General features: G+C 58.9%; 16 protein-coding genes. 11 read left to right on the top strand and 5 right to left on the bottom strand.

The genetic code is table 11. The features are described from left to right. Both ABJM11_RS18335 and ABJM11_RS18330 read left to right on the top strand, forming a co-directional pair. Positions 1-1,059 (top strand): betaine/proline/choline family ABC transporter ATP-binding protein, encoded by a 1,059-nt coding sequence (locus tag ABJM11_RS18335; protein WP_348294183.1) that lies wholly within the window; start codon positions 1-3, stop codon positions 1,057-1,059. A 103-nt stretch (positions 1,060-1,162) separates the two neighbouring features. Beyond that, positions 1,163-2,017 (top strand): transporter substrate-binding domain-containing protein, encoded by an 855-nt coding sequence (locus ABJM11_RS18330; RefSeq protein WP_348294182.1) that lies wholly within the window; start codon positions 1,163-1,165, stop codon positions 2,015-2,017. Here ABJM11_RS18330 and ABJM11_RS18325 read toward each other — a convergent pair. Beyond that, positions 1,992-2,744 carry an META domain-containing protein gene (locus tag ABJM11_RS18325; RefSeq protein WP_348294180.1) on the bottom strand — a complete coding sequence of 251 codons (753 nt, stop codon included), beginning with the start codon at positions 2,742-2,744 and terminating at the stop codon, positions 1,992-1,994. The two genes, ABJM11_RS18330 and ABJM11_RS18325, sit on opposite strands and share 26 nt — an antisense overlap. 141 nt (positions 2,745-2,885) lie before the next feature. On the opposite strand from ABJM11_RS18325, the gene ABJM11_RS18320 reads away from it, so the two are divergent. Then, the gene (locus tag ABJM11_RS18320) at positions 2,886-3,623 is read left to right on the top strand and encodes a glutathione S-transferase family protein (RefSeq protein WP_348294178.1); all 738 of its coding nucleotides are present in this window, start codon (positions 2,886-2,888) and stop codon (positions 3,621-3,623) included. Here ABJM11_RS18320 and ABJM11_RS18315 read toward each other — a convergent pair. Then, positions 3,613-4,650 (bottom strand): helix-turn-helix domain-containing protein, encoded by a 1,038-nt coding sequence (locus ABJM11_RS18315; RefSeq protein WP_348294177.1) that lies wholly within the window; start codon positions 4,648-4,650, stop codon positions 3,613-3,615. The genes ABJM11_RS18320 and ABJM11_RS18315 overlap by 11 nt on opposite strands. Before the next feature lie 139 nt (positions 4,651-4,789). On the opposite strand from ABJM11_RS18315, the gene ABJM11_RS18310 reads away from it, so the two are divergent. The 5 genes from ABJM11_RS18310 (at position 4,790) to modC (ending at position 9,324) form a co-directional block, all read left to right on the top strand. Further along, positions 4,790-5,707, top strand: coding sequence for a sterol desaturase family protein (locus ABJM11_RS18310; protein WP_348294176.1), 918 nt, complete (start codon positions 4,790-4,792; stop codon positions 5,705-5,707). Between the two features lie 97 nt (positions 5,708-5,804). Beyond that, positions 5,805-6,728, top strand: coding sequence for an alpha/beta fold hydrolase (locus ABJM11_RS18305; protein ID WP_348294175.1), 924 nt, complete (start codon positions 5,805-5,807; stop codon positions 6,726-6,728). Positions 6,729-6,791: 63 nt separating this feature from the next. After that, positions 6,792-7,553 (top strand): molybdate ABC transporter substrate-binding protein, encoded by a 762-nt coding sequence (gene modA, locus ABJM11_RS18300; RefSeq protein WP_348294173.1) that lies wholly within the window; start codon positions 6,792-6,794, stop codon positions 7,551-7,553. Positions 7,554-7,567: 14 nt separating this feature from the next. Next, positions 7,568-8,248: a molybdate ABC transporter permease subunit gene (gene modB, locus ABJM11_RS18295; protein ID WP_348294172.1), complete on the top strand. Its 681-nt coding sequence runs from the start codon at positions 7,568-7,570 to the stop codon at positions 8,246-8,248. Continuing rightward, the gene (gene modC, locus ABJM11_RS18290) at positions 8,245-9,324 is read left to right on the top strand and encodes a molybdenum ABC transporter ATP-binding protein (RefSeq protein WP_348294171.1); all 1,080 of its coding nucleotides are present in this window, start codon (positions 8,245-8,247) and stop codon (positions 9,322-9,324) included. The genes modB and modC overlap by 4 nt, the downstream gene beginning before the upstream one ends. Positions 9,325-9,334: 10 nt before the next feature. Here modC and crp read toward each other — a convergent pair whose 3' ends face one another. Then, a complete protein-coding gene (crp, locus tag ABJM11_RS18285; protein ID WP_007153756.1) occupies positions 9,335-9,976 on the bottom strand; it encodes a cAMP-activated global transcriptional regulator CRP in 642 nt (213 codons plus the stop codon). Positions 9,977-10,213: 237 nt separating this feature from the next. Between crp and ABJM11_RS18280 the strand changes: the two genes are divergently transcribed. The 3 genes from ABJM11_RS18280 (at position 10,214) to ABJM11_RS18270 (ending at position 12,625) form a co-directional block, all read left to right on the top strand. Further along, entirely contained in the window at positions 10,214-10,636 is a 423-nt protein-coding gene (locus tag ABJM11_RS18280; protein WP_348294169.1) for an OsmC family protein, read from the top strand. A gap of 201 nt (positions 10,637-10,837) precedes the next feature. Beyond that, on the top strand, positions 10,838-11,629 hold the full coding sequence (gene speD / locus ABJM11_RS18275; RefSeq protein ID WP_348294168.1) for an adenosylmethionine decarboxylase: 792 nt from the start codon (positions 10,838-10,840) through the stop codon (positions 11,627-11,629). 138 nt (positions 11,630-11,767) lie between these two features. Beyond that, on the top strand, positions 11,768-12,625 hold the full coding sequence (locus ABJM11_RS18270) for a pirin family protein (RefSeq protein WP_348294166.1): 858 nt from the start codon (positions 11,768-11,770) through the stop codon (positions 12,623-12,625). On the opposite strand, the gene ABJM11_RS18265 is transcribed toward ABJM11_RS18270, so the two are convergent. Both ABJM11_RS18265 and ABJM11_RS18260 read right to left on the bottom strand, forming a co-directional pair. Beyond that, the gene (locus ABJM11_RS18265) at positions 12,626-13,492 is read right to left on the bottom strand and encodes a phosphoribulokinase (RefSeq protein ID WP_348294165.1); all 867 of its coding nucleotides are present in this window, start codon (positions 13,490-13,492) and stop codon (positions 12,626-12,628) included. Positions 13,493-13,510: 18 nt separating this feature from the next. Continuing rightward, positions 13,511-17,269: a DUF1631 family protein gene (locus ABJM11_RS18260; RefSeq protein ID WP_348294163.1), complete on the bottom strand. Its 3,759-nt coding sequence runs from the start codon at positions 17,267-17,269 to the stop codon at positions 13,511-13,513. Between the last annotated feature and the right edge of the window lie 142 nt (positions 17,270-17,411).

Here is a 17,411-nt window from a genome sequence, read left to right as displayed (position 1 = left end):
GTGGACCGGAATATCAAGATTTCCATCCGGAACCTGTACAAGATTTTCGGCCCGGACCCTGTGGGCGCGCTGGAACATGTCCGTGGCGGTATGGGCAAGGCCGAACTGCTGGAGAAACACAACCATGTGCTCGGCCTCCAGGACATCAACGTGGACATACACGAAGGCGAGATTACCGTCATTATGGGGCTTTCCGGCTCTGGCAAGTCCACGCTGATACGCCATCTCAACCGACTCATCGAACCCACCGCCGGTGAAGTCCAGGTGGACGGCGAAGACGTCCTGAAATTCGACGAGAACCAGCTCAGAAAACTTCGGCGCGAACAGATGTCGATGGTTTTCCAGAAGTTTGCGCTGCTCCCCCACAAGACAGTGCTGGAAAATGCCGGGATGGCGCTGCTGGTTCGTGGCTATTCCGTGGAGGATTTCGAAGGTGATGCGAAAAAATGGCTCGCCCGGGTAGGACTGGAAGGCAATGAATACCAGTATCCACACCAGCTCTCAGGTGGTATGCAACAAAGAGTGGGTATCGCCCGGGCACTGGCGTCGAACTCCCCTGTCATGCTGATGGACGAGGCCTTCTCGGCACTGGACCCCCTGATTCGCTCCGACATGCAGGACCTGCTGCTGGAACTGCAGGACGAGCTGCAGAAAACGGTCGTGTTCATTACCCACGATCTGGATGAGTCCCTGAAGCTGGCGGACCACCTGGTTATCCTCAAGGACGGACACATCGTTCAGCAGGGCGAGCCCCAGGAAATCCTGATGTCGCCCAATGACCCTTACATCACAGATTTCATCAGTGACATCAATCGGGCCCGGGTGCTGCGGGTACGCTCTATCATGAAGAAGACCGCTGAGGCACCGGACGACTATGCCGGTGACATTTCCGATCGCGATAATCTGGAATCTGTCATCGCCCTATCCGATGGCGATACCAGCCTCACTTACCGTGTGGTCAGAAAAGGCAAACAGGTGGGCATCCTGGATATGAAGGAGCTGGTCAAGGCACTGGTGCCTACCGAAGGCTCCGAAGGTGATGCCAGAAGCCGTTACTGACCCTGGCCTGAAGGGGGAGGGCCGACAGGCAGATGACAGGTGGATGACACCGGGGCTATGATGGAGCTGTTGCCGCAGCTTCGCGGTGCCCCGGGATATCATCATGTCGCGACTCGTCGTCCTGGCGGTTATGTTCGTCCTGTTTATTGGCTGCTCGCCTCAGGACAACGACATTTCCGAGGCGGTTGCCGACTCCGCCACCGAACCCTCTGCTGCAGTTATTACCAGATACCGGGGGCAGCCAGATACGGTTGTGATTGCCGCAGATCCCTGGTGCCCCCACAACTGTGAAGCGGGAAGTGATCATGAGGGCTACATGGTCGACCTTGCCCGGGATATCCTCGGCGAGGCAGGTTACACCGTCGAGTACGTCAACCTCAGTTGGGCAAGGGCACTGCAGATGACCCGTGAGGGCCAGCTGGACGCTGTGGTGGGTGCTTTCATTACCGACGCGCCGGATTTCATTTTCCCCGACGTCCCCCAGGGATACTCATCCATTGCACTCTTCACCCACCATGACAACCCCTGGCATTACAGTGGCATCAACTCACTAAAGGACCAGCAACTGCTGGTGATCAACGGCTATTCCTACACTGAGGAACTGGACCGCTACATCGAGCGGCACCAGACTGAGCAGGACAAGGTTTGGGTCATTTCCGGCCCCTCCCCACTGAATCGCGCCATTGCTCTGCTGGAGCAGGATCGCACGGATATTTTTGTTGAGGATGAATACGTGATGGCCTGGTGGGCCAGAAGCGCCGGAGAGACCGCAAACCGGCCCCGCGAAGCGGGACTGATCAGCAAGACCGGCGCTTTCGTGGCCTTCTCCCCCGCCCGGGAAGGCGCAAAAGAACTGGCACAACTGCTATCAGAGGGCACCCGACAGCGCATCGATGATGGTCGTGCGCAGCGGATCCTCGCCAGATACGGGCTCACTCTGTGGACTGAAGCGCCGTAATCATCCGGCCATCCGAAGATATCAGCAACAGCTCACCATGCCGCCCGATATCAAACCGGGTGATGTCTGACAACACCGACAGGAAGCGGCTTTCCTGCTCCATCAATGCTGGCGCACAGGCTTTTTTGGTAGCCGCTATGCGGGTAAACCCGAGGCCTTCGCCGGTCAGTTTCCAGTCCCCTCTGAACTGGTTGCAAGAGGCGCTTCCCGCCACCCGGTTCGCCGCCATGAAATCGATCGTTACCCGTGAGCTATCGATGATGCCGGCACCGTCGATATCCTCCACCACCCATTCAGCTCCCTGCAGCATCTCCTCCGGGTCGCCCCCGCAACCGCGGAACGGGTCACCATTGACCTTCAGGCGAACCTGATTGGGATAAGGCATGCCGGTCATCGAGTCATGACACAACTGGCGGGCGGTTACCAGCGATATCAGGACACCTTCTCCTTGAGCACGGAAGGTGCGACCGGTGGCACTGCGCTGGATGGTTTCATAGCTTAGTTCGACCGGAGGTTCGCCCATCCGCTCAAGCACCAGTTGGCCCGGCTCCACAATGGCGCGCCAGAAGGGTTCGTTGCCCCTGGCGGTAAAGGGCAGCTCAATGGCCCCTCCAGCCGGGTCGATAGCGTGGGTGGGCGCCGTGTCTGCAGGAGTGGACGAGCAACCTGTCGCCAGCACAATTGAAGCCACGAGAGTTGGCGCAATACAGCGAGTGAATCCATTCATTATCCGTTTCCTGTTCCATTAGATGTGTTGCCATCGCGGCAGCCTGTCTGGGGCGTTGCCGATTTTAATGCACAGTCGTTACCATTTCCTGCCTCAACGCATTACGCTTGGGCCACTTAAAACACTGGAGAACAATGCACCATGGCCATCAGACTTTACCAGTTTGCGATATCCCATTACTGCGAAAAGGTTCGCTGGGCGCTGGATTACAAGGGGCTGAGCTATGAGACCATCAGCCTGCTCCCCGGCCAGCACGTCAACACGATCCGCAAACTCACCGGTGGGAATTCGTCAGTGCCAGTGATTGACCATGACGGCCACCGGGTCCAGGGGTCAAAGGAGATCATCGACTACCTCGACGAAACTTTTCCGGATAACCCACTGACGCCGGCAGACCTGCGTGCGCGCGAGGCGGCCATGGCCTGGGAGCAGCGGCTGGACGAGGAAGCCGGCCCGGCAGTACGGTGTTACTCCTACCACCATTTCCTGCAGCGCCCCAAGGTGGTGGTTCCCCTGCTGGCAGCGGGCACCCCTTTCTACAATCGGATTCTACTGAAACTGGCCTTCAGCCGTGTGGACGAAATCATGCGCAAGTGGATGAAGATCAACCCGAAGACGGCGGAACAGTCCCGTGAAACCATGGAAGCCTATCTAACCGAACTGGCAGAAGCCTACCGGCAGAAACCCTATCTGGCCGGTGACAGCTTCTCCCGCGCCGACCTTACCGCTGCGGCGCTGTTCGCCCCCATGTTCCAGCCCCGGCCGTATCCGGTGCCCTGGCCAAAACCGGCAAAAATCCCCCGCGACATCAAGGCCTGGCTGGACCAGTGGCAGCCGCAGATCACCCTTCTGGAGAGAATATACACCGCTAATCGCTGAACTGCTGCCGGCGCTCTCTGCCCGGCGAATTACCGGTCCAGCGACTGTAGGCCCGGGTGAAGGCACTCTGTTCGGAGAAGCCCAGCAACAGGGCGATGTCCGTCAGGGTCAGCGACGGGTCCGCCAGATACTGCCGGGCCAGTTGCTCGCGGCTGCGGTCGAGCCACTGCTGCCAGCTTAGCTGGTGCCGGGCCAGCCGTCGCTGCAGGGTGCGCGGCGCCATGTGCATGGCACTTGCGGCTCGCGCCAGGATGGGCTCGCCGTCGGCCAGCAGCCTGAGCAAGACTTGCTGCAACTGGCGGTCAGTACCGGAACTTTCCCCGCGGCTCTGGCTGGCATTTTCGCAGACACCTGCTGGCAGGGCCCTCATCAGCGCCCTCGCCTGCCGGTCCAGAAGGGCCAGCAGGGTGGGATCCCGCCGTGGCATTGGCAGGCTCAGATAATGCAGCGGAAACCGCACCCGCACGTGGCTGTCGCTCCATGTTATCGGGCAACCGAAGAATGCCTTATAGGCCTTGGCGGTTTCTGTATCAACACTTTCAAGAAAACTTATGGCGGAAGGTGGAGGGGGTTGCTCAATCTGCCGACGCATGAACGTGACCAACGCCGCAATTGCGGCGCCATCGGCCTGCTGCCCCAGTTCATTGTCGGAGGGTGGCCAGCGCATCTCGGCCTGGTCGCCGATAACTTCGATCTCCGCTAGGCTGGCACCATAGAACAGGGTTTCATAGCGTTGATAAGCCAGCATGGCTTCCCCCAGGGTATCCGAGGCCAGCACCAGGTAACCCAGTACCCCGACATGACCCGGAAGCACGCAGGCACCCACGCCGAGCTCGGGCGCCAAACGGCCCGGCACCAGCGCCAGCCCCTGCGACAGCAGATCGCGCCAGACCGATACCGGAACATTGTCCCGTGCTGCCCACCGGGCCAACGCCGCCCGTAAAGGACCGGCCTCCAGCCCCTGCTGGTCCAGCCAGTCAGACAGCAGACCGGTCCAGGCACCGGTTACCCGGATTACCCTGGCCACCGTTCATTTCCCCTCATGGTGTTAATCCCCATACTATTGGCATCAATAGTCAATTTTGTGGCATGGATTGTCAATTTTTACAATGATGACAGGCTCAGAATGAACCAGTACCAATAAACATAAATAATACGGGCAGACTATGGCGTTGGCAGACATGATGATGGCAGTACTGGAGGACAGTGGGTTGCTGTCGCTCTGGAACACCCTGACTCCCTGGCTGGCACTGGATGAGCGGCAACTGATCTTCGTGGTCGCCACGCCAGTCTTCATTGCCGTCACCCTCTGGGAGTACCTGCGTATTCGCCATGACCCTACGCGGATGAATGTGCCGGAAGCCATCCGCAACTTTGCCCTGGGCGCCGGCTATCAGGTTACGGAACTGCTGTTCGCGGGCCTGATTGCCTTTCCCGTTTACGCCTTCCTCTACCATCACCGCATTCTGGACCTGGAGCTGAACTGGGTGACCGGCTTCCTGACTTTCCTGGGCGTGGACTTCTGCTTCTACTGGATGCATCGTTCCAGCCACCGCATTCGCTGGTTCTGGGCGGCACACGTGGTCCATCACTCCTCGGAGCGGATGAATTTCTCCACCGCCATGCGCCAGAACGCCACCAACATATTCAACGGAATGTGGGCGTTTTACCTGCCGCTGGCGCTTATCGGTTTCAATCCGGTGTGGATCGGCGTTGCCTACGCCCTGTCACTGGTTTATCAGTTCTTTATCCACACCACCCTCATCGGCCGGTTGCCACACTGGGTGGAGCTGGCCTTCAATACACCCAGTCACCATCGGGTCCACCACGGTCGCAATCCGGGCTATATTGACCGTAATTACGGCGGCACACTGATAATCTGGGACCGGCTGTTCGGCACCTTCGTGGCGGAAGATGTGCAGGCGCCGCCGGAATATGGCATTACCCGTCCGGTGCGCTCCAACAATCTACTGGTGTTATGGACTCACGAATATGTCGACCTGTTCCGGGCCATGGCCAGGCCCGGCGGCCTGCTCTTGCGGCTGAAGCACCTGTGGAAGCCACCGGAATGGGACAGGGATTAGCAACACAAACATCCGATTTTCAGGACCTGTCTCAATTTTAGACCCGTTTTCCCGCTAGACTCCGTTGTACGCAAATAACCAGCCCGGATTCAATCGCATGGACCAGCAGGAAAGTCTCATCAACAGCCCGGACCATCACCGGATTCCGTTACTGTCCTGGGTGCCGGAAAACAGGACCGCGGTCCTCGTGATTGCCCATGGCATGGCCGAACATGCTGCCCGCTACCAGCCAATGGCCGAGTGGTTCAACCAGCAAGGGGTGGCGGTTATCGCCGTCCAGCACCGGGGCCATGGGCCGCACTGCCCCGACAGCGAACTTGGCCACTACGCCAATGATCGTGGCTGGCAAAAAGTGGTTGACGACCTGCAGCAGGTCGTTGTCCACGCCAGAAAACAGTCTCCCGACCTACCGTTGACACTGTTCGGGCATAGTATGGGCTCGTTTATCGCCCAGGCATTCACCCAGCAATACGGTGACCAGATCGACAACCTGGTTCTCTGCGCCACCAATCGTATCGACAAACCGCGACTGCTGGTTTCCCTGGTTCTGGTACGACTGATCCGGGCACTGCGGGGAAAACGGCACCACAGCCCGCTGATCGACAACATGACATTCGGCGCTTTCAACAAGGCGTTTGCACCCAATCGCACCAGCCATGACTGGCTGAGCCGCGACCCGCACCAGGTGGACCGCTATCTGAAAGACCCTCTGTGTGGCTTTTCCTGCACCATCGGCCTGTGGTCGGACTTCATTGGCGGTATGCTGGACATTAATCCGGCAGCGTGGCGCAAAGACCTGCCGGTCCATCTGCTTGCGGGGGACCAGGACCCGGTGGGGGAAATGGGCACGGGGTTCAGCCGGCATGTTGCCAACCTGCGGGCAGCGGGGCTCAATGTCGTCTCTGAAAGGCTGTTTCCCGGGGCCCGTCACGAACTGGTGAACGAAACCAATGCCAGTGAGGTCTGGAGCCATCTTCTCAGTTGTATTCCCAGACTGGCACATCGACCAATTGAAGCATGACGGCGGCCGCTCAAGGACGGTATGATCACGGCCACTAATCAACCCTCGGGAGTGCACTTCTCCATGACGGCCACCATCCGTTCATTGCTGGTTCTGAGCCTGCTGATTGCTACGGGAACGGCGCTGGCAGGTGAAGTCAGGCTGGCCATTGCAACCAATTTCCACGATGCCGCCGAACGTCTTGCTGTGCGGTTTACAGAGGCAACGGGGCACAGTAGCCGCATCAGCTACGGCTCCACCGGCAAGCTTTACGCGCAGATTCTTCACGGCGCGCCGTTCGACGTGTTTCTCGCTGCGGATCAGGAACGGCCACGGCTCATGGAGCAGAACGGATCCGGGGTTACGGGCACACGCTTTACCTATGCCGTCGGTCAACTCATTCTCTGGAGCCCGGATCCGCAGGCATTCGGGGATCCAATAGCCTTCCTGCGTGACGGCAACTTTCGACGCCTGGCTATCGCCAATCCAGCAACCGCGCCCTACGGCCTTGCCGCCCAGCAAACCCTGGAGCGTCTCGGCCTCTGGAGCACCCTGGAGGACCGGCTGGTGCGGGGGGAATCCATTGCCCAGACCTTGCAGTTCGTGGCTACAGGCAACACCAAAGCAGGATTCGTGGCACTGGCCCAGCTCCGTAATGACCGTGACGGCGGTGCCCGTTGGACCGTACCCGGCAGTTACCACGACCCCATCGCACAGCAGGCCATCCTGCTGGAACGGGGCCGGGATAACGAGGCCGCCCGGGCATGGATGGACTTTCTTGCCAGCGGTGAAGCGCAGGACATTATTCGCCAATACGGCTACGATATCCCGCACGCGTCCGATTAACCCATGGAGTATTGATGAGCCCGGAATGGCAAACCGTCTGGCTGACCCTGAAACTCGCCGGCATCACGACTGCCCTGCTGATGGTCATCGGAACCCCCATCGCCTGGTGGCTGGCCCGCAGCAGCCACTGGCTCAGACAACCGGTAGCCGCCATTGTAGCGCTGCCTCTGGTTTTACCACCCACCGTTCTGGGGTTCTACCTGTTGTTACTCATGGGGCCTGAAGGCGTTGTGGGTACGCTGACTGACACCCTGGGGCTGGGCACCCTGCCGTTCACCTTTGCCGGCCTGGTGGTGGCGTCTGTGCTCTACTCACTGCCCTTCACGGTCCAGCCACTGCAGAATGTCTTTTCCACCGTTAACGAACGCATGCTGGAGGTCGCCGCTACATTGCGCGCATCTCCGCTGGATTGCTTTTTCTCCGTAGTGATCCCCCTGGCCCGCCCCGGCTTCCTGACCGCGGCCGTGCTGACCTTCGCCCATACACTGGGGGAATTCGGCGTAGTGCTGATGATTGGCGGCAATATTCCCGGCGAAACCCGGGTGCTCTCCGTGGCTATCTACGACCATGTGGAAACACTGCAATATGGCAGGGCCCACCTGCTGGCAGGGGGCATGCTGGTATTTTCATTCCTTGTTCTGCTGAGTCTCTATCTGATCAATGGACGCCTGAATAACGGGAACCTGAAATCATGAAAGAGCCAGGGATTGTTGCCCGCTTCACAACCGATTTCGCGGCTTTCCGCCTGGATGTGGACCTGGATCTACCGGGCAACGGCGTGACTGCACTGTTCGGCCATTCCGGCTGCGGCAAAACCACTGTGCTTCGATGTATTGCCGGCCTGCAGAGCTGTGCCGGGCAACTGTCCGTTAACGGTGATGTCTGGCAGGACGATAGCACCTGCCTGCCGGTCCATAAACGCCCACTCGCCTATGTCTTCCAGGAAACCAGCCTGTTCCCGCACCTGTCGGTCAATGGCAACCTGAACTTTGGCTACCGTCGCACACCGGTGGCCCAGCGGCGGATTCACCCGCCGCAGGTGATCGACTGGCTGGGACTCTCGCATCTGCTGGACCGCGGGCCCGACCGATTATCCGGCGGCGAGCGCCAGCGCGTTGCGATCGCCCGGGCACTGCTGACCAGCCCCCGGCTGTTGCTGATGGACGAGCCCCTCTCCGCGCTTGACCAGGCAAGCAAACGGGAGATTCTGCCCTATCTGGAAACCCTCCGCGGCAGCCTGGACATTCCGATTGTCTATGTCTCTCATTCCACCGCCGAAGTGGCACGGCTGGCTGATTACATTGTGATGATGGATCAGGGCCGGGTGGTCGCCCGGGGCTGCTTGCAGGAGACACTGGCCCGTCCCGACGAGCCATTTGCATTGGAAGAGGACGCAGCGGTGATTGTGCCTGCCGTGATCCGCGAAGGGGACCCCCAGTGGCATCTGTGCCGTGCGGAATTCGACGGCGGCAACCTGTGGGTAAGGGATGACCGCCAGCCCGAACCCGGCAGCCGGGTCCGGCTGCAGATACTGGCACGGGATGTGAGTATTGCCCTGTCAGCAAATCCTGACCAGAGCATCCAGAACCTGCTGCCGGCCAGGGTGATGGATATCGCCGCCGAGCAGCGCCCCGGTCTGACCACGGTCCGACTCCAGGCCGGCACGACATCGTTTCTGTCACGGATTACCAGTCGCTCGGCCCATCAGCTCGGGCTCAGCCCCGGCATGGACGTCTGCCTGCAGATCAAGAGCGTGGCCATCGTCGAATAACCAGGCCCGTTTATCGGGTACCGTACACCACCATGGTCTTGCCCTTGACCCGCACCAGCCCCTGATCTTCCAGAGTTTTCAGTACCCGGCCGACCATCTCGCGGGAACAACCCACGATGCGGCCGATTTCCTGGCGGGTAATCTTGATCTGCATGCCATCGGGGTGGGTCATGGCGTCCGGTTCCTTGCACAGGTCCAGCAACGTACGGGCAACACGGCCTGTAACATCCAGGAACGCCAGATCGCCCACCTTGCGGGTGGTCTGACGCAAACGCGAAGCCATCTGCTCGCCGATGAAATACAGCACCCTGGGGTCCTGCTGGGCAATTTCACGGAACTTGGTATAGCTGATCTCGGCAACTTCACACTCGGTCTTGGCCTTCACCCAGGCACTGCGTGAGTCCATGTTGTCAAACAGCCCCATCTCACCGAAGAAGTCCCCGGCGTTCAGGTAGGCCATGATCATCTCGCGGCCGTCGTCATCCTCGATAATGACGGTAACGGAACCCTTGACGATGTAGAACAGGGAATCGCTTTTATCCCCCGCATAGATAATGGTGCTCTTGGCAGGGTAACGCCGGCGATGGCATTGCGAAAGAAAATAGTCCAGGTGCTTGGTTTTCTGCTCAACCGGCTTGACGATAGTGGCCATAGTGCGAGTCATGCCTCCTTAGTACTGGCGGGATCCCGATGTTTTTATTCACCCTGCTTTCCGTGCGGGTTCATTCATTATGAAGGCAACTTATAACAAGAAGGCCCGGTTTCGGCAACCTGAAACAGTATAGACCAGATCCACAGAGCTGCCTTTTTGCGAAGCTGCCGCACACTCCGGGATATGCTAGCATCCCGGTCAATCGCACATCACACCTCATCCGGAGCATGAAAACCGATGAAAGCAACCATTGACTGGACGGGCGACGCCAGCTTCAGAGCAACCAGTGGCAGCGGCCACTCTGTGCAATTGGACGGGCCGCCTGACCACGGCGGCAAGGACCTGGGGCCACGCCCCATGGAAATGATGCTGATGGGCCTTGGCGGCTGTTCTTCCTTCGACGTCATGAACATCCTCGAGAAAAGCCGGCAGGACGTCACCGCCTGCCATGCCGAACTGGAAGCGGAACGCGCCGATGCAGTGCCTGCGGTATTTACCCGCATCCACCTGCACTTTGTTGTTACCGGACGCAGTCTGAAGGAAAACCTGGTGAAAAGAGCGGTCAGTCTTTCCGCAGAAAAGTACTGTTCTGCCTCCATCATGCTGGAGAAGGCCGGCGTGGAAATTACCCACAGCCATGAAATCCGTGAGGCGCCCTGAATCGGGACGAATACGGATGCTACAATATTGCCGTGAACTCTACCCAAATCAAGGGTCGGTGTGCATAATACGCACCCTCTCCGCCGGTCTGCGCAAAAGGTAAACAACCCGGTCAGTTATCGGTGGCGGCCTTGGTGGCATGCATGCAACGCGCAGACATGACCACCGACACTCATCTCCAGTCACTTGGGGGGGCTGAACATGGAAACCAAACTACAGCTGCATGGTTTCAATAACCTGACCAAATCGCTGAGCTTCAACATCTACGACATCTGTTATGCGCAGACCGAAGAGCAACGTGAAGCCTACATCGACTACATCGACGAGATGTACAATGCAGAGCGTCTGACCCAGATTCTCACCGACGTAGTCAAGATCATCGGCGCCAATGTACTGAACATCGCACGCCAGGACTACGAGCCACATGGTGCGTCCGTCACCATGCTGATCGCCGAGCACGAACTCAGCACCGGCGAGCCGGACAACGAGGAGTCACCGGGCCCACTGCCGGATGCCATCGTGGCACACCTGGACAAGAGTCATGTCACCGTGCATACCTATCCGGAGAGCCATCCCTATGAGGGCATCAGCACCTTCCGGGCGGACATCGACGTCTCTACCTGTGGCCTGATCTCGCCGCTGAAGGTACTGAACTACCTGATCCACAGCTTTGATTCCGATGTTGTTACCGTGGACTACCGTGTCAGGGGCTTTACCCGCGATGTCGATGGTACCAAGCACTACATTGACCACGACATCAACTCGATCCAGAACTACCTGACCGAAGATACCCAGAACGCCTACCAGATGATTGACGTCAACGTGTACCAGGAAAACCTGTTCCACACCAAGATGATGCTCAAGAACTTCAATCTGGATAACTATGTGTTCGGAGTCAATGCCAGCGACCTGGACCCGGAAGAAGCCCGCTCCATTGAAGAACGCCTGAAGCGGGAAATGCTGGAAATGTTCTATTCCCGCAACGTGGAATAACCTGTATCTGGCACCGGTGATGCCCCATCATCACCGGACCTTCAGTTTTTTTGATGTCTCCTTCCAGAATTCTCCGGTTTATTCCCGGTGCCCCAAGGGCGTCTAATAAGACACATACCCTTTGAGGAGGAATACGCCATGCCCCTGCGATCCGTCACCAGGACCATCTCTGCTCTGGAAACCTCTGATGGCGCCGGTGTGCGCATCAAGCGCTCCATCGGTCAAAACCAGCACATCCGTCTTGATCCGTTCCTGATGCTGGACGAATTCGGTTCGGACCAACCCCAGGACTACATTGCCGGTTTCCCGTCCCACCCCCATCGTGGGTTCGAGACAGTCACCTACATGATCGAAGGCCACATGCTCCATGAAGACCACCTGGGCAACCGCGGCAACCTGAAAAACGGTGGTGTTCAGTGGATGACCGCCGGGCGCGGCATCGTGCACTCGGAAATGCCCCAGCAAGAATCGGGACAGATGCGCGGCTTCCAGCTGTGGCTCAACCTGCCCGCTGCAGAAAAGATGAAGCCAGCCGGCTACCGCGATATTCAACCGGAGGAGATACCGGCCATTACGGTAGACGGCGGCCTGGTAAAGCTGATTGCCGGGATACTGACGGTGGAAGGCCAGGAACACCAGGGCGCGGTGAACGGAGGCAGCACCCGCCCGATGTATGCGGACATTCACCTTGAGCCGGGAAAGGAAACCCTGCTGCCGGTCTCACCGGAGCTGGATGGCATGCTGTACCTTTACGACGGCGAAGCTGCACTGGTGTCAGACGGGGGCTCCCAGGCGCTTCAGCTTTCTGCAGCCAGCGTCCTGTCCCCGGGGGACAGCATCCGGGTCGGCGCCGGTGAGGAAGGCGCACGGTTACTGCTTATCGCGGGAAAGCCGATCGGGGAGCCCGTGGTTCAGTACGGCCCGTTTGTCATGAACAGCCGGGAAGAGATTGAGCAAACACTGAGGGACTACCGCGACGGCCGCCTGACCGCCTGATCAGGCGAAGGGTTTGCGTGCCATCAGTTCCGATACCAGCGGCCGCATGATCAAGTCCATGGCCAACGACAGCTTGGTCCCGGGAATCACCAGGGTGTCGTGTCGGGAAAGGCTGCTGCCAGCGATCATCTGCAGCAGATAAGGAAAATCCACATCCGTCGGATCACGGAAATGGATGACGATCAGGCTCTCATCTTCCGTGGGAACATCCCGTACGACAAAGGGGTTGGATGTGTCCACCAGCGGAATACGCTGGAAGTTCACGTGGGTGTGGGTAAATTGCGGAACGATATCGTGTACGTAATCGTCCATGCGATTGATGATGGTCTCCACGACCGCGTCCTGGGAATACCCTCGCTTGTTGGTGTCGCGGTGGATTTTCTGGATCCACTCGAGATTGACGATGGGTACCACGCCCACCAGCAAATCCACATATTGGGCAATATTATAGGCTTCACTGACCACTCCGCCATGGAGCCCTTCGTAAAACAGCAGGTCGGTATCCGGTGCCAGCGGCCCCCATGGCGTAAAGGTCCCGGGCTTGTGTCCCGCTTCGATCAGTTGCCTGTCTTCGTCATGAACGTATTGCCGGAACTGGCCGCTGCCGGTGTGGCCGTAGTCGTAAAACAGAGCTTCAAGCTTGTCGATATGGTTTGCCGCCAGCGCAAAGTGGTTACGCTCGCCGAACTGGCCCTTGGCGGCAAGGCGGGCCATCTGCTCACGGTTATAGCGGTGAAAACTGTCACCACTGACCATGGCAGCCCTGAGCCCCTCGCCGGCGAAAAGACGGCTGAAAATGTTGCCGGTGGTGGTGGTACCAGCACCGGAGGAACCGGTAACCGCGATGATCGGATGGCGTTTTGACATAACAGGTGGTCCGGAAAGTCAGTCCAGGCTGGTGAGCAGCCGCGGCTTTTCGATGATGAAACCCTGAGCATAGTCCACACCCAAACCGGTCAGCATATCGAGAACCCCGCGGGTTTCAACCTGTGAGGCAATCACTTCCCGCTTCATATAGTGGGCCATGTCCACCATCGACTTCACCATTGCCCGGTCTGTTTCACTGGTATCCAGCTGGCTGGTAAAGGCGCTGTCCAGCTTGATGAAGTCCACGGGCAGGCTGCGCATGAACTGGAAGGAGGTGGGGCCGCTGCCAAAATCGCCGAGGCAGAATCGACACCCCAGCTCTTTCATCTCCTCAATAAACTCGGAGATGCCCTGAATGTCGTTGATGGCAGAGGCCTCGGTAATCTCAAACCAGATCCTCTCGATGGGGGCGTCTTTCTGGCTCAGCTTGTCATAGATGAATTCCATCAGCAGTTGGTCGTTCAGCGAATGCCCCGACAGGTTAATACAGATACCCCCCAGGTGCGCAGGATCAGGCGCCTTGTCCCGCAGCCAGTCCAGCATCTGCCCCACCACCCAGCGGTCAACCGCCTGCATACGATCGTAGCGCTCCGCCATACGGACAAAATCCTTGCCGGTAATCAGACTGCCAGTATCGTCATACATGCTGATCAGAATTTCATATTGCGGAGCCATGGTGGTGTGGGGATGCAACGGGATGATCTTCTGGCAACGCAGTAACATACGCTCTTCATTGAGATCTCCCAGGTTGGCAACCTTGGCCGCAATCTGCTCCTGGCGGGCATGGTCGTGCGCATCCAGGGAATACTCCACCACCTTGCCATGACCGCGTTTCTTGGCCACTTTCATGGCTACTTCGGACGCCTTCAGCCAGCGCTCGGCATTGGCCAGCGCCGGCATTTCCTGAGCCAGCCCGGCACTGGCGGAGAGGTGGTAAATACCGCTGTCAAAACGGAACTCAATAGCCTCAATGGCCGCCACGATGCCCCGGGAAGCCTCAAGGGCGTTTTCCGCCGGCAGCATCAGGGCGAACTCATTACCGGACAGCCGTGCCAGTGGCATGCCATCACCCACACGGCTGCGAAGCACATCCGCTATCATGCGCAGCGCTTCATCCCCCGCCTGATAGCCGGCGGTATCATTGAGGAGCCGGAACTGGCGAAGATCAAGCCTGACCAGTGCGCGTTCATCCTCGCGCCGCGCCAGCTGCTGCTCCAGCATACGCTCAAACTCACGGCGCCCCAGCAGGCCTGTCAGCTCATCATGGGTGGACGCCCAGGACAGCTGATCGTATACCTTGCGCACCATCCGGTCGATGCTCTCGTCCACCAGCGGCCGCTCGTACTGGCTGTCCGGAACGATAATACCCTTGCGCATATGCTGGGCCAGAGCCTCCAGCTCCAGCTCTACCACTCGCATGCCCTGATGGTTCACGAAGACAAAGCGACTGAAACCACGGGCCACCCAGACCAGGCGAATATACTGTGGCTCGTCCGGCTTCTCCTGGTCCTTGAGCCAGTCCCCCGTGCGCAACTGCTGGGCACGGTTGATCCAGCGCTGCAGGCTGCGCTGGTCGCGCTCCGACAGCGCCTGTTTCTTGTCGTCTTCGGTCTTCGCCGGCGGAATTTCCACCATCGCCGGCGGGCTTTCGGGGCGGCGCACCAGGAACTGCTTGAGCTCGTCACGGATCTGGGAAGACGGCATATGGTTACTGGATATTGACGCCAGACCGTCCTGGATCACCCGCAATAACTCCGGCAGATTAATGGTATTGTCGGGGTCATCCGCAAAGGTCATCAGCGAATCAATGACCGAAAGATAATCCTGCCACAGCGGGCTGTCCTGTCCCTGGCGGATCCAGGTCAGCGAGAGCAGATCACGCCAGCCTCCGTCCAGAAGGCTGACGACCGCCTTCGGCACTTTCCGGCCTGCGAGTTTCTGCTCCAGCACCGCCGCCACAGCCTTCTTGGACTCCGACACCTTCTGGGCACCCTCGGCGGCGGCAGTCACCCGCTCGACATTGCGCCGATACACAAGGTTCTGCCGATCTATCAGCCCGTCCAGTTCCTGCACCGCATTCTCAAACACGCCGGTATCCTGCTCGAAATCGGTGGCAATGCGCTGAATCAGCTCGTCGATTCGCCGCTGAACCACGGGGTTGATGCGGCCACCCTTGACACCCAGTTGAGCCAGCCGGTTCATGACCCCGCGCACGGGGCTATCCTGATCATCGAAGAACTCGGGATCCCTCATGACCACTTTCAGTACCGGCACTTCCAGCTGTCGCATACGCGACTGGGCATACTCGCTGAGTTTCGGGCTTTCCACCACGCTACTGAAGAACCGGTCGACCACGTCCAGGGTACTCTGCTCTTCCTCCCCCAGCGCGTGCTCTCCACTTTCCCTCACCCTTTCCACAACACGCTCACGAAGCGATGGCTGTTCAGGGTTGGCAGCTGCTGCCTGTAACTGGAGCTCCTGCAGCTGCTTCTGCAACTCCCCGGCAGAAAGCTTCCTCGCATCCGGGGAAAATTCCACCGGTGCCATATCGCCACGAGCCAGACGACTGGCGGTCAAAGTGCCAAGCAGATTCTTCACGGTTGCAAAGGCAGTCTGGGCGGCTGCCGCATAGCCGCGGAAGTCCGAGGAGGATCTCCGGCTGGGGAAGCGGGGCATTTTATCCTCGGGGGGGGCCACCTCACTGACAGGTGCGGCTGCCTCTTTCGCCGGCTCCTCAGCCCTGGGTGCGGCAGACGCCTTTGTTCGGTTCGCCTCTGCTTCGGCCGGTGAATGTTCACTCAGATACTTGCTCAGATCCAGGTCCGGCAGTACGCCATGGCGCACCAGAATATTATTCAATTCCCGGTAAAGAGGGCCAAGATGCATCAGTACGGATTTTTCAAAGACCTTGAGGCAGGCCTTCTCCACTTCACGGTCAGCCTTGAGCAGCGTCAGGCCGGAATGAAAGGCTTCGCAGATCAGCGCAGGGCCAAGCGGGTTATGGTGGCCCGTGGAATTGGCAATGCCCAGCTTGTCGAGGCGGAGTTTGAGCTGGAGCAGGTCACCCCGGTACTGGGTGTCGGCCTTGGTGACCATTACGCGGATTGTCAGCCAGTCTTCAAACTCGCCCTTGTCCACTACCGATAACTCAGCCCCCGGAGCACCCCTTGGCGCCGGTTTGAGCGGCGATTCCAGACTGCGGGCCATCTGGTGCCAGATAACCCTCTGGCGCGCCTGAAGCTGGCCAGACGCATCCATGAACTCATTTGCCTGCTGATCATTACCCGCCCTTTGCGCCGCTTCACGCAGGCCGCTAACCATCTGCACAAAACACGCATCCATCAGCGGCTCTATATACTGGACAACGGCCTTTGCTGACTGGTGCAGGACGAACTGGACCTTGTCACTGGGCGCCCGGAGGGAGGCGCGGTCCTGATGGCGATTGGCGCCACACTGCTCCAGCATGGCATTCACTGCCTCCGGGTTGGAGCGTGTAAAGCCCACACCCATGGCACCTTCAATACGGCGCATGACATTGACGTACAATTCGTGGCGTTTGCGGCCGTCAGGACTGCGAAAACGGACCACCAGCTCAGGTGCACCCCGCGAAAGAACCTGGTCCAGCTTTCTGGACGTTTCCCCGGAATACCGCACAAACAGTCCCTCGGCACAGAAATCCGCGATCTGACAGGGCAGGTTTTCGCCACTGCCAACATCCAGCTGGGCTGCGAGTTTGATCGGTTGACGGGGACTAGAACGACGATCTTTCGGATCCATGAACTACCTGATATCTGGCAAAGCCTGGTGGACCGGTTATGCATACGGTTCCGGTCACCGGCCGGTATCCCTGAAAGGCGGCGACAGCCACCTGCTACTTGGGGGAACATAGCTGTAATATAACCCCTGACCCACTTGCCAG

Source organism: Marinobacter sp. (assembly GCF_039977835.1).
In the GTDB taxonomy this organism is placed as follows: domain Bacteria; phylum Pseudomonadota; class Gammaproteobacteria; order Pseudomonadales; family Oleiphilaceae; genus Marinobacter.
Note: the sequence above shows the minus strand (reverse complement) of the source record. Positions and strands in the feature narration are given on the sequence as shown.

Bases quoted from the DNA above. Each gene is read 5' to 3' on its own strand.
- ABJM11_RS18330 (WP_348294182.1), top strand. From the start codon at position 1,163: ATGTCGCGACTCGTCGTCCTGGCGGTTATGTTCGTCCTGTTTATTGGC.
- modC (WP_348294171.1), top strand. From the start codon at position 8,245: ATGAAAGAGCCAGGGATTGTTGCCCGCTTCACAACCGATTTCGCGGCT.
- ABJM11_RS18265 (WP_348294165.1), bottom strand. From the start codon at position 13,492: ATGTCAAAACGCCATCCGATCATCGCGGTTACCGGTTCCTCCGGTGCT.
- crp (WP_007153756.1), bottom strand. From the start codon at position 9,976: ATGGCCACTATCGTCAAGCCGGTTGAGCAGAAAACCAAGCACCTGGAC.
- ABJM11_RS18320 (WP_348294178.1), top strand. From the start codon at position 2,886: ATGGCCATCAGACTTTACCAGTTTGCGATATCCCATTACTGCGAAAAG.
- ABJM11_RS18270 (WP_348294166.1), top strand. From the start codon at position 11,768: ATGCCCCTGCGATCCGTCACCAGGACCATCTCTGCTCTGGAAACCTCT.
- ABJM11_RS18310 (WP_348294176.1), top strand. From the start codon at position 4,790: ATGGCGTTGGCAGACATGATGATGGCAGTACTGGAGGACAGTGGGTTG.
- modB (WP_348294172.1), top strand. From the start codon at position 7,568: ATGAGCCCGGAATGGCAAACCGTCTGGCTGACCCTGAAACTCGCCGGC.
- ABJM11_RS18280 (WP_348294169.1), top strand. From the start codon at position 10,214: ATGAAAGCAACCATTGACTGGACGGGCGACGCCAGCTTCAGAGCAACC.
- ABJM11_RS18305 (WP_348294175.1), top strand. From the start codon at position 5,805: ATGGACCAGCAGGAAAGTCTCATCAACAGCCCGGACCATCACCGGATT.
- modA (WP_348294173.1), top strand. From the start codon at position 6,792: ATGACGGCCACCATCCGTTCATTGCTGGTTCTGAGCCTGCTGATTGCT.
- ABJM11_RS18260 (WP_348294163.1), bottom strand. From the start codon at position 17,269: ATGGATCCGAAAGATCGTCGTTCTAGTCCCCGTCAACCGATCAAACTC.
- ABJM11_RS18325 (WP_348294180.1), bottom strand. From the start codon at position 2,744: ATGAATGGATTCACTCGCTGTATTGCGCCAACTCTCGTGGCTTCAATT.
- speD (WP_348294168.1), top strand. From the start codon at position 10,838: ATGGAAACCAAACTACAGCTGCATGGTTTCAATAACCTGACCAAATCG.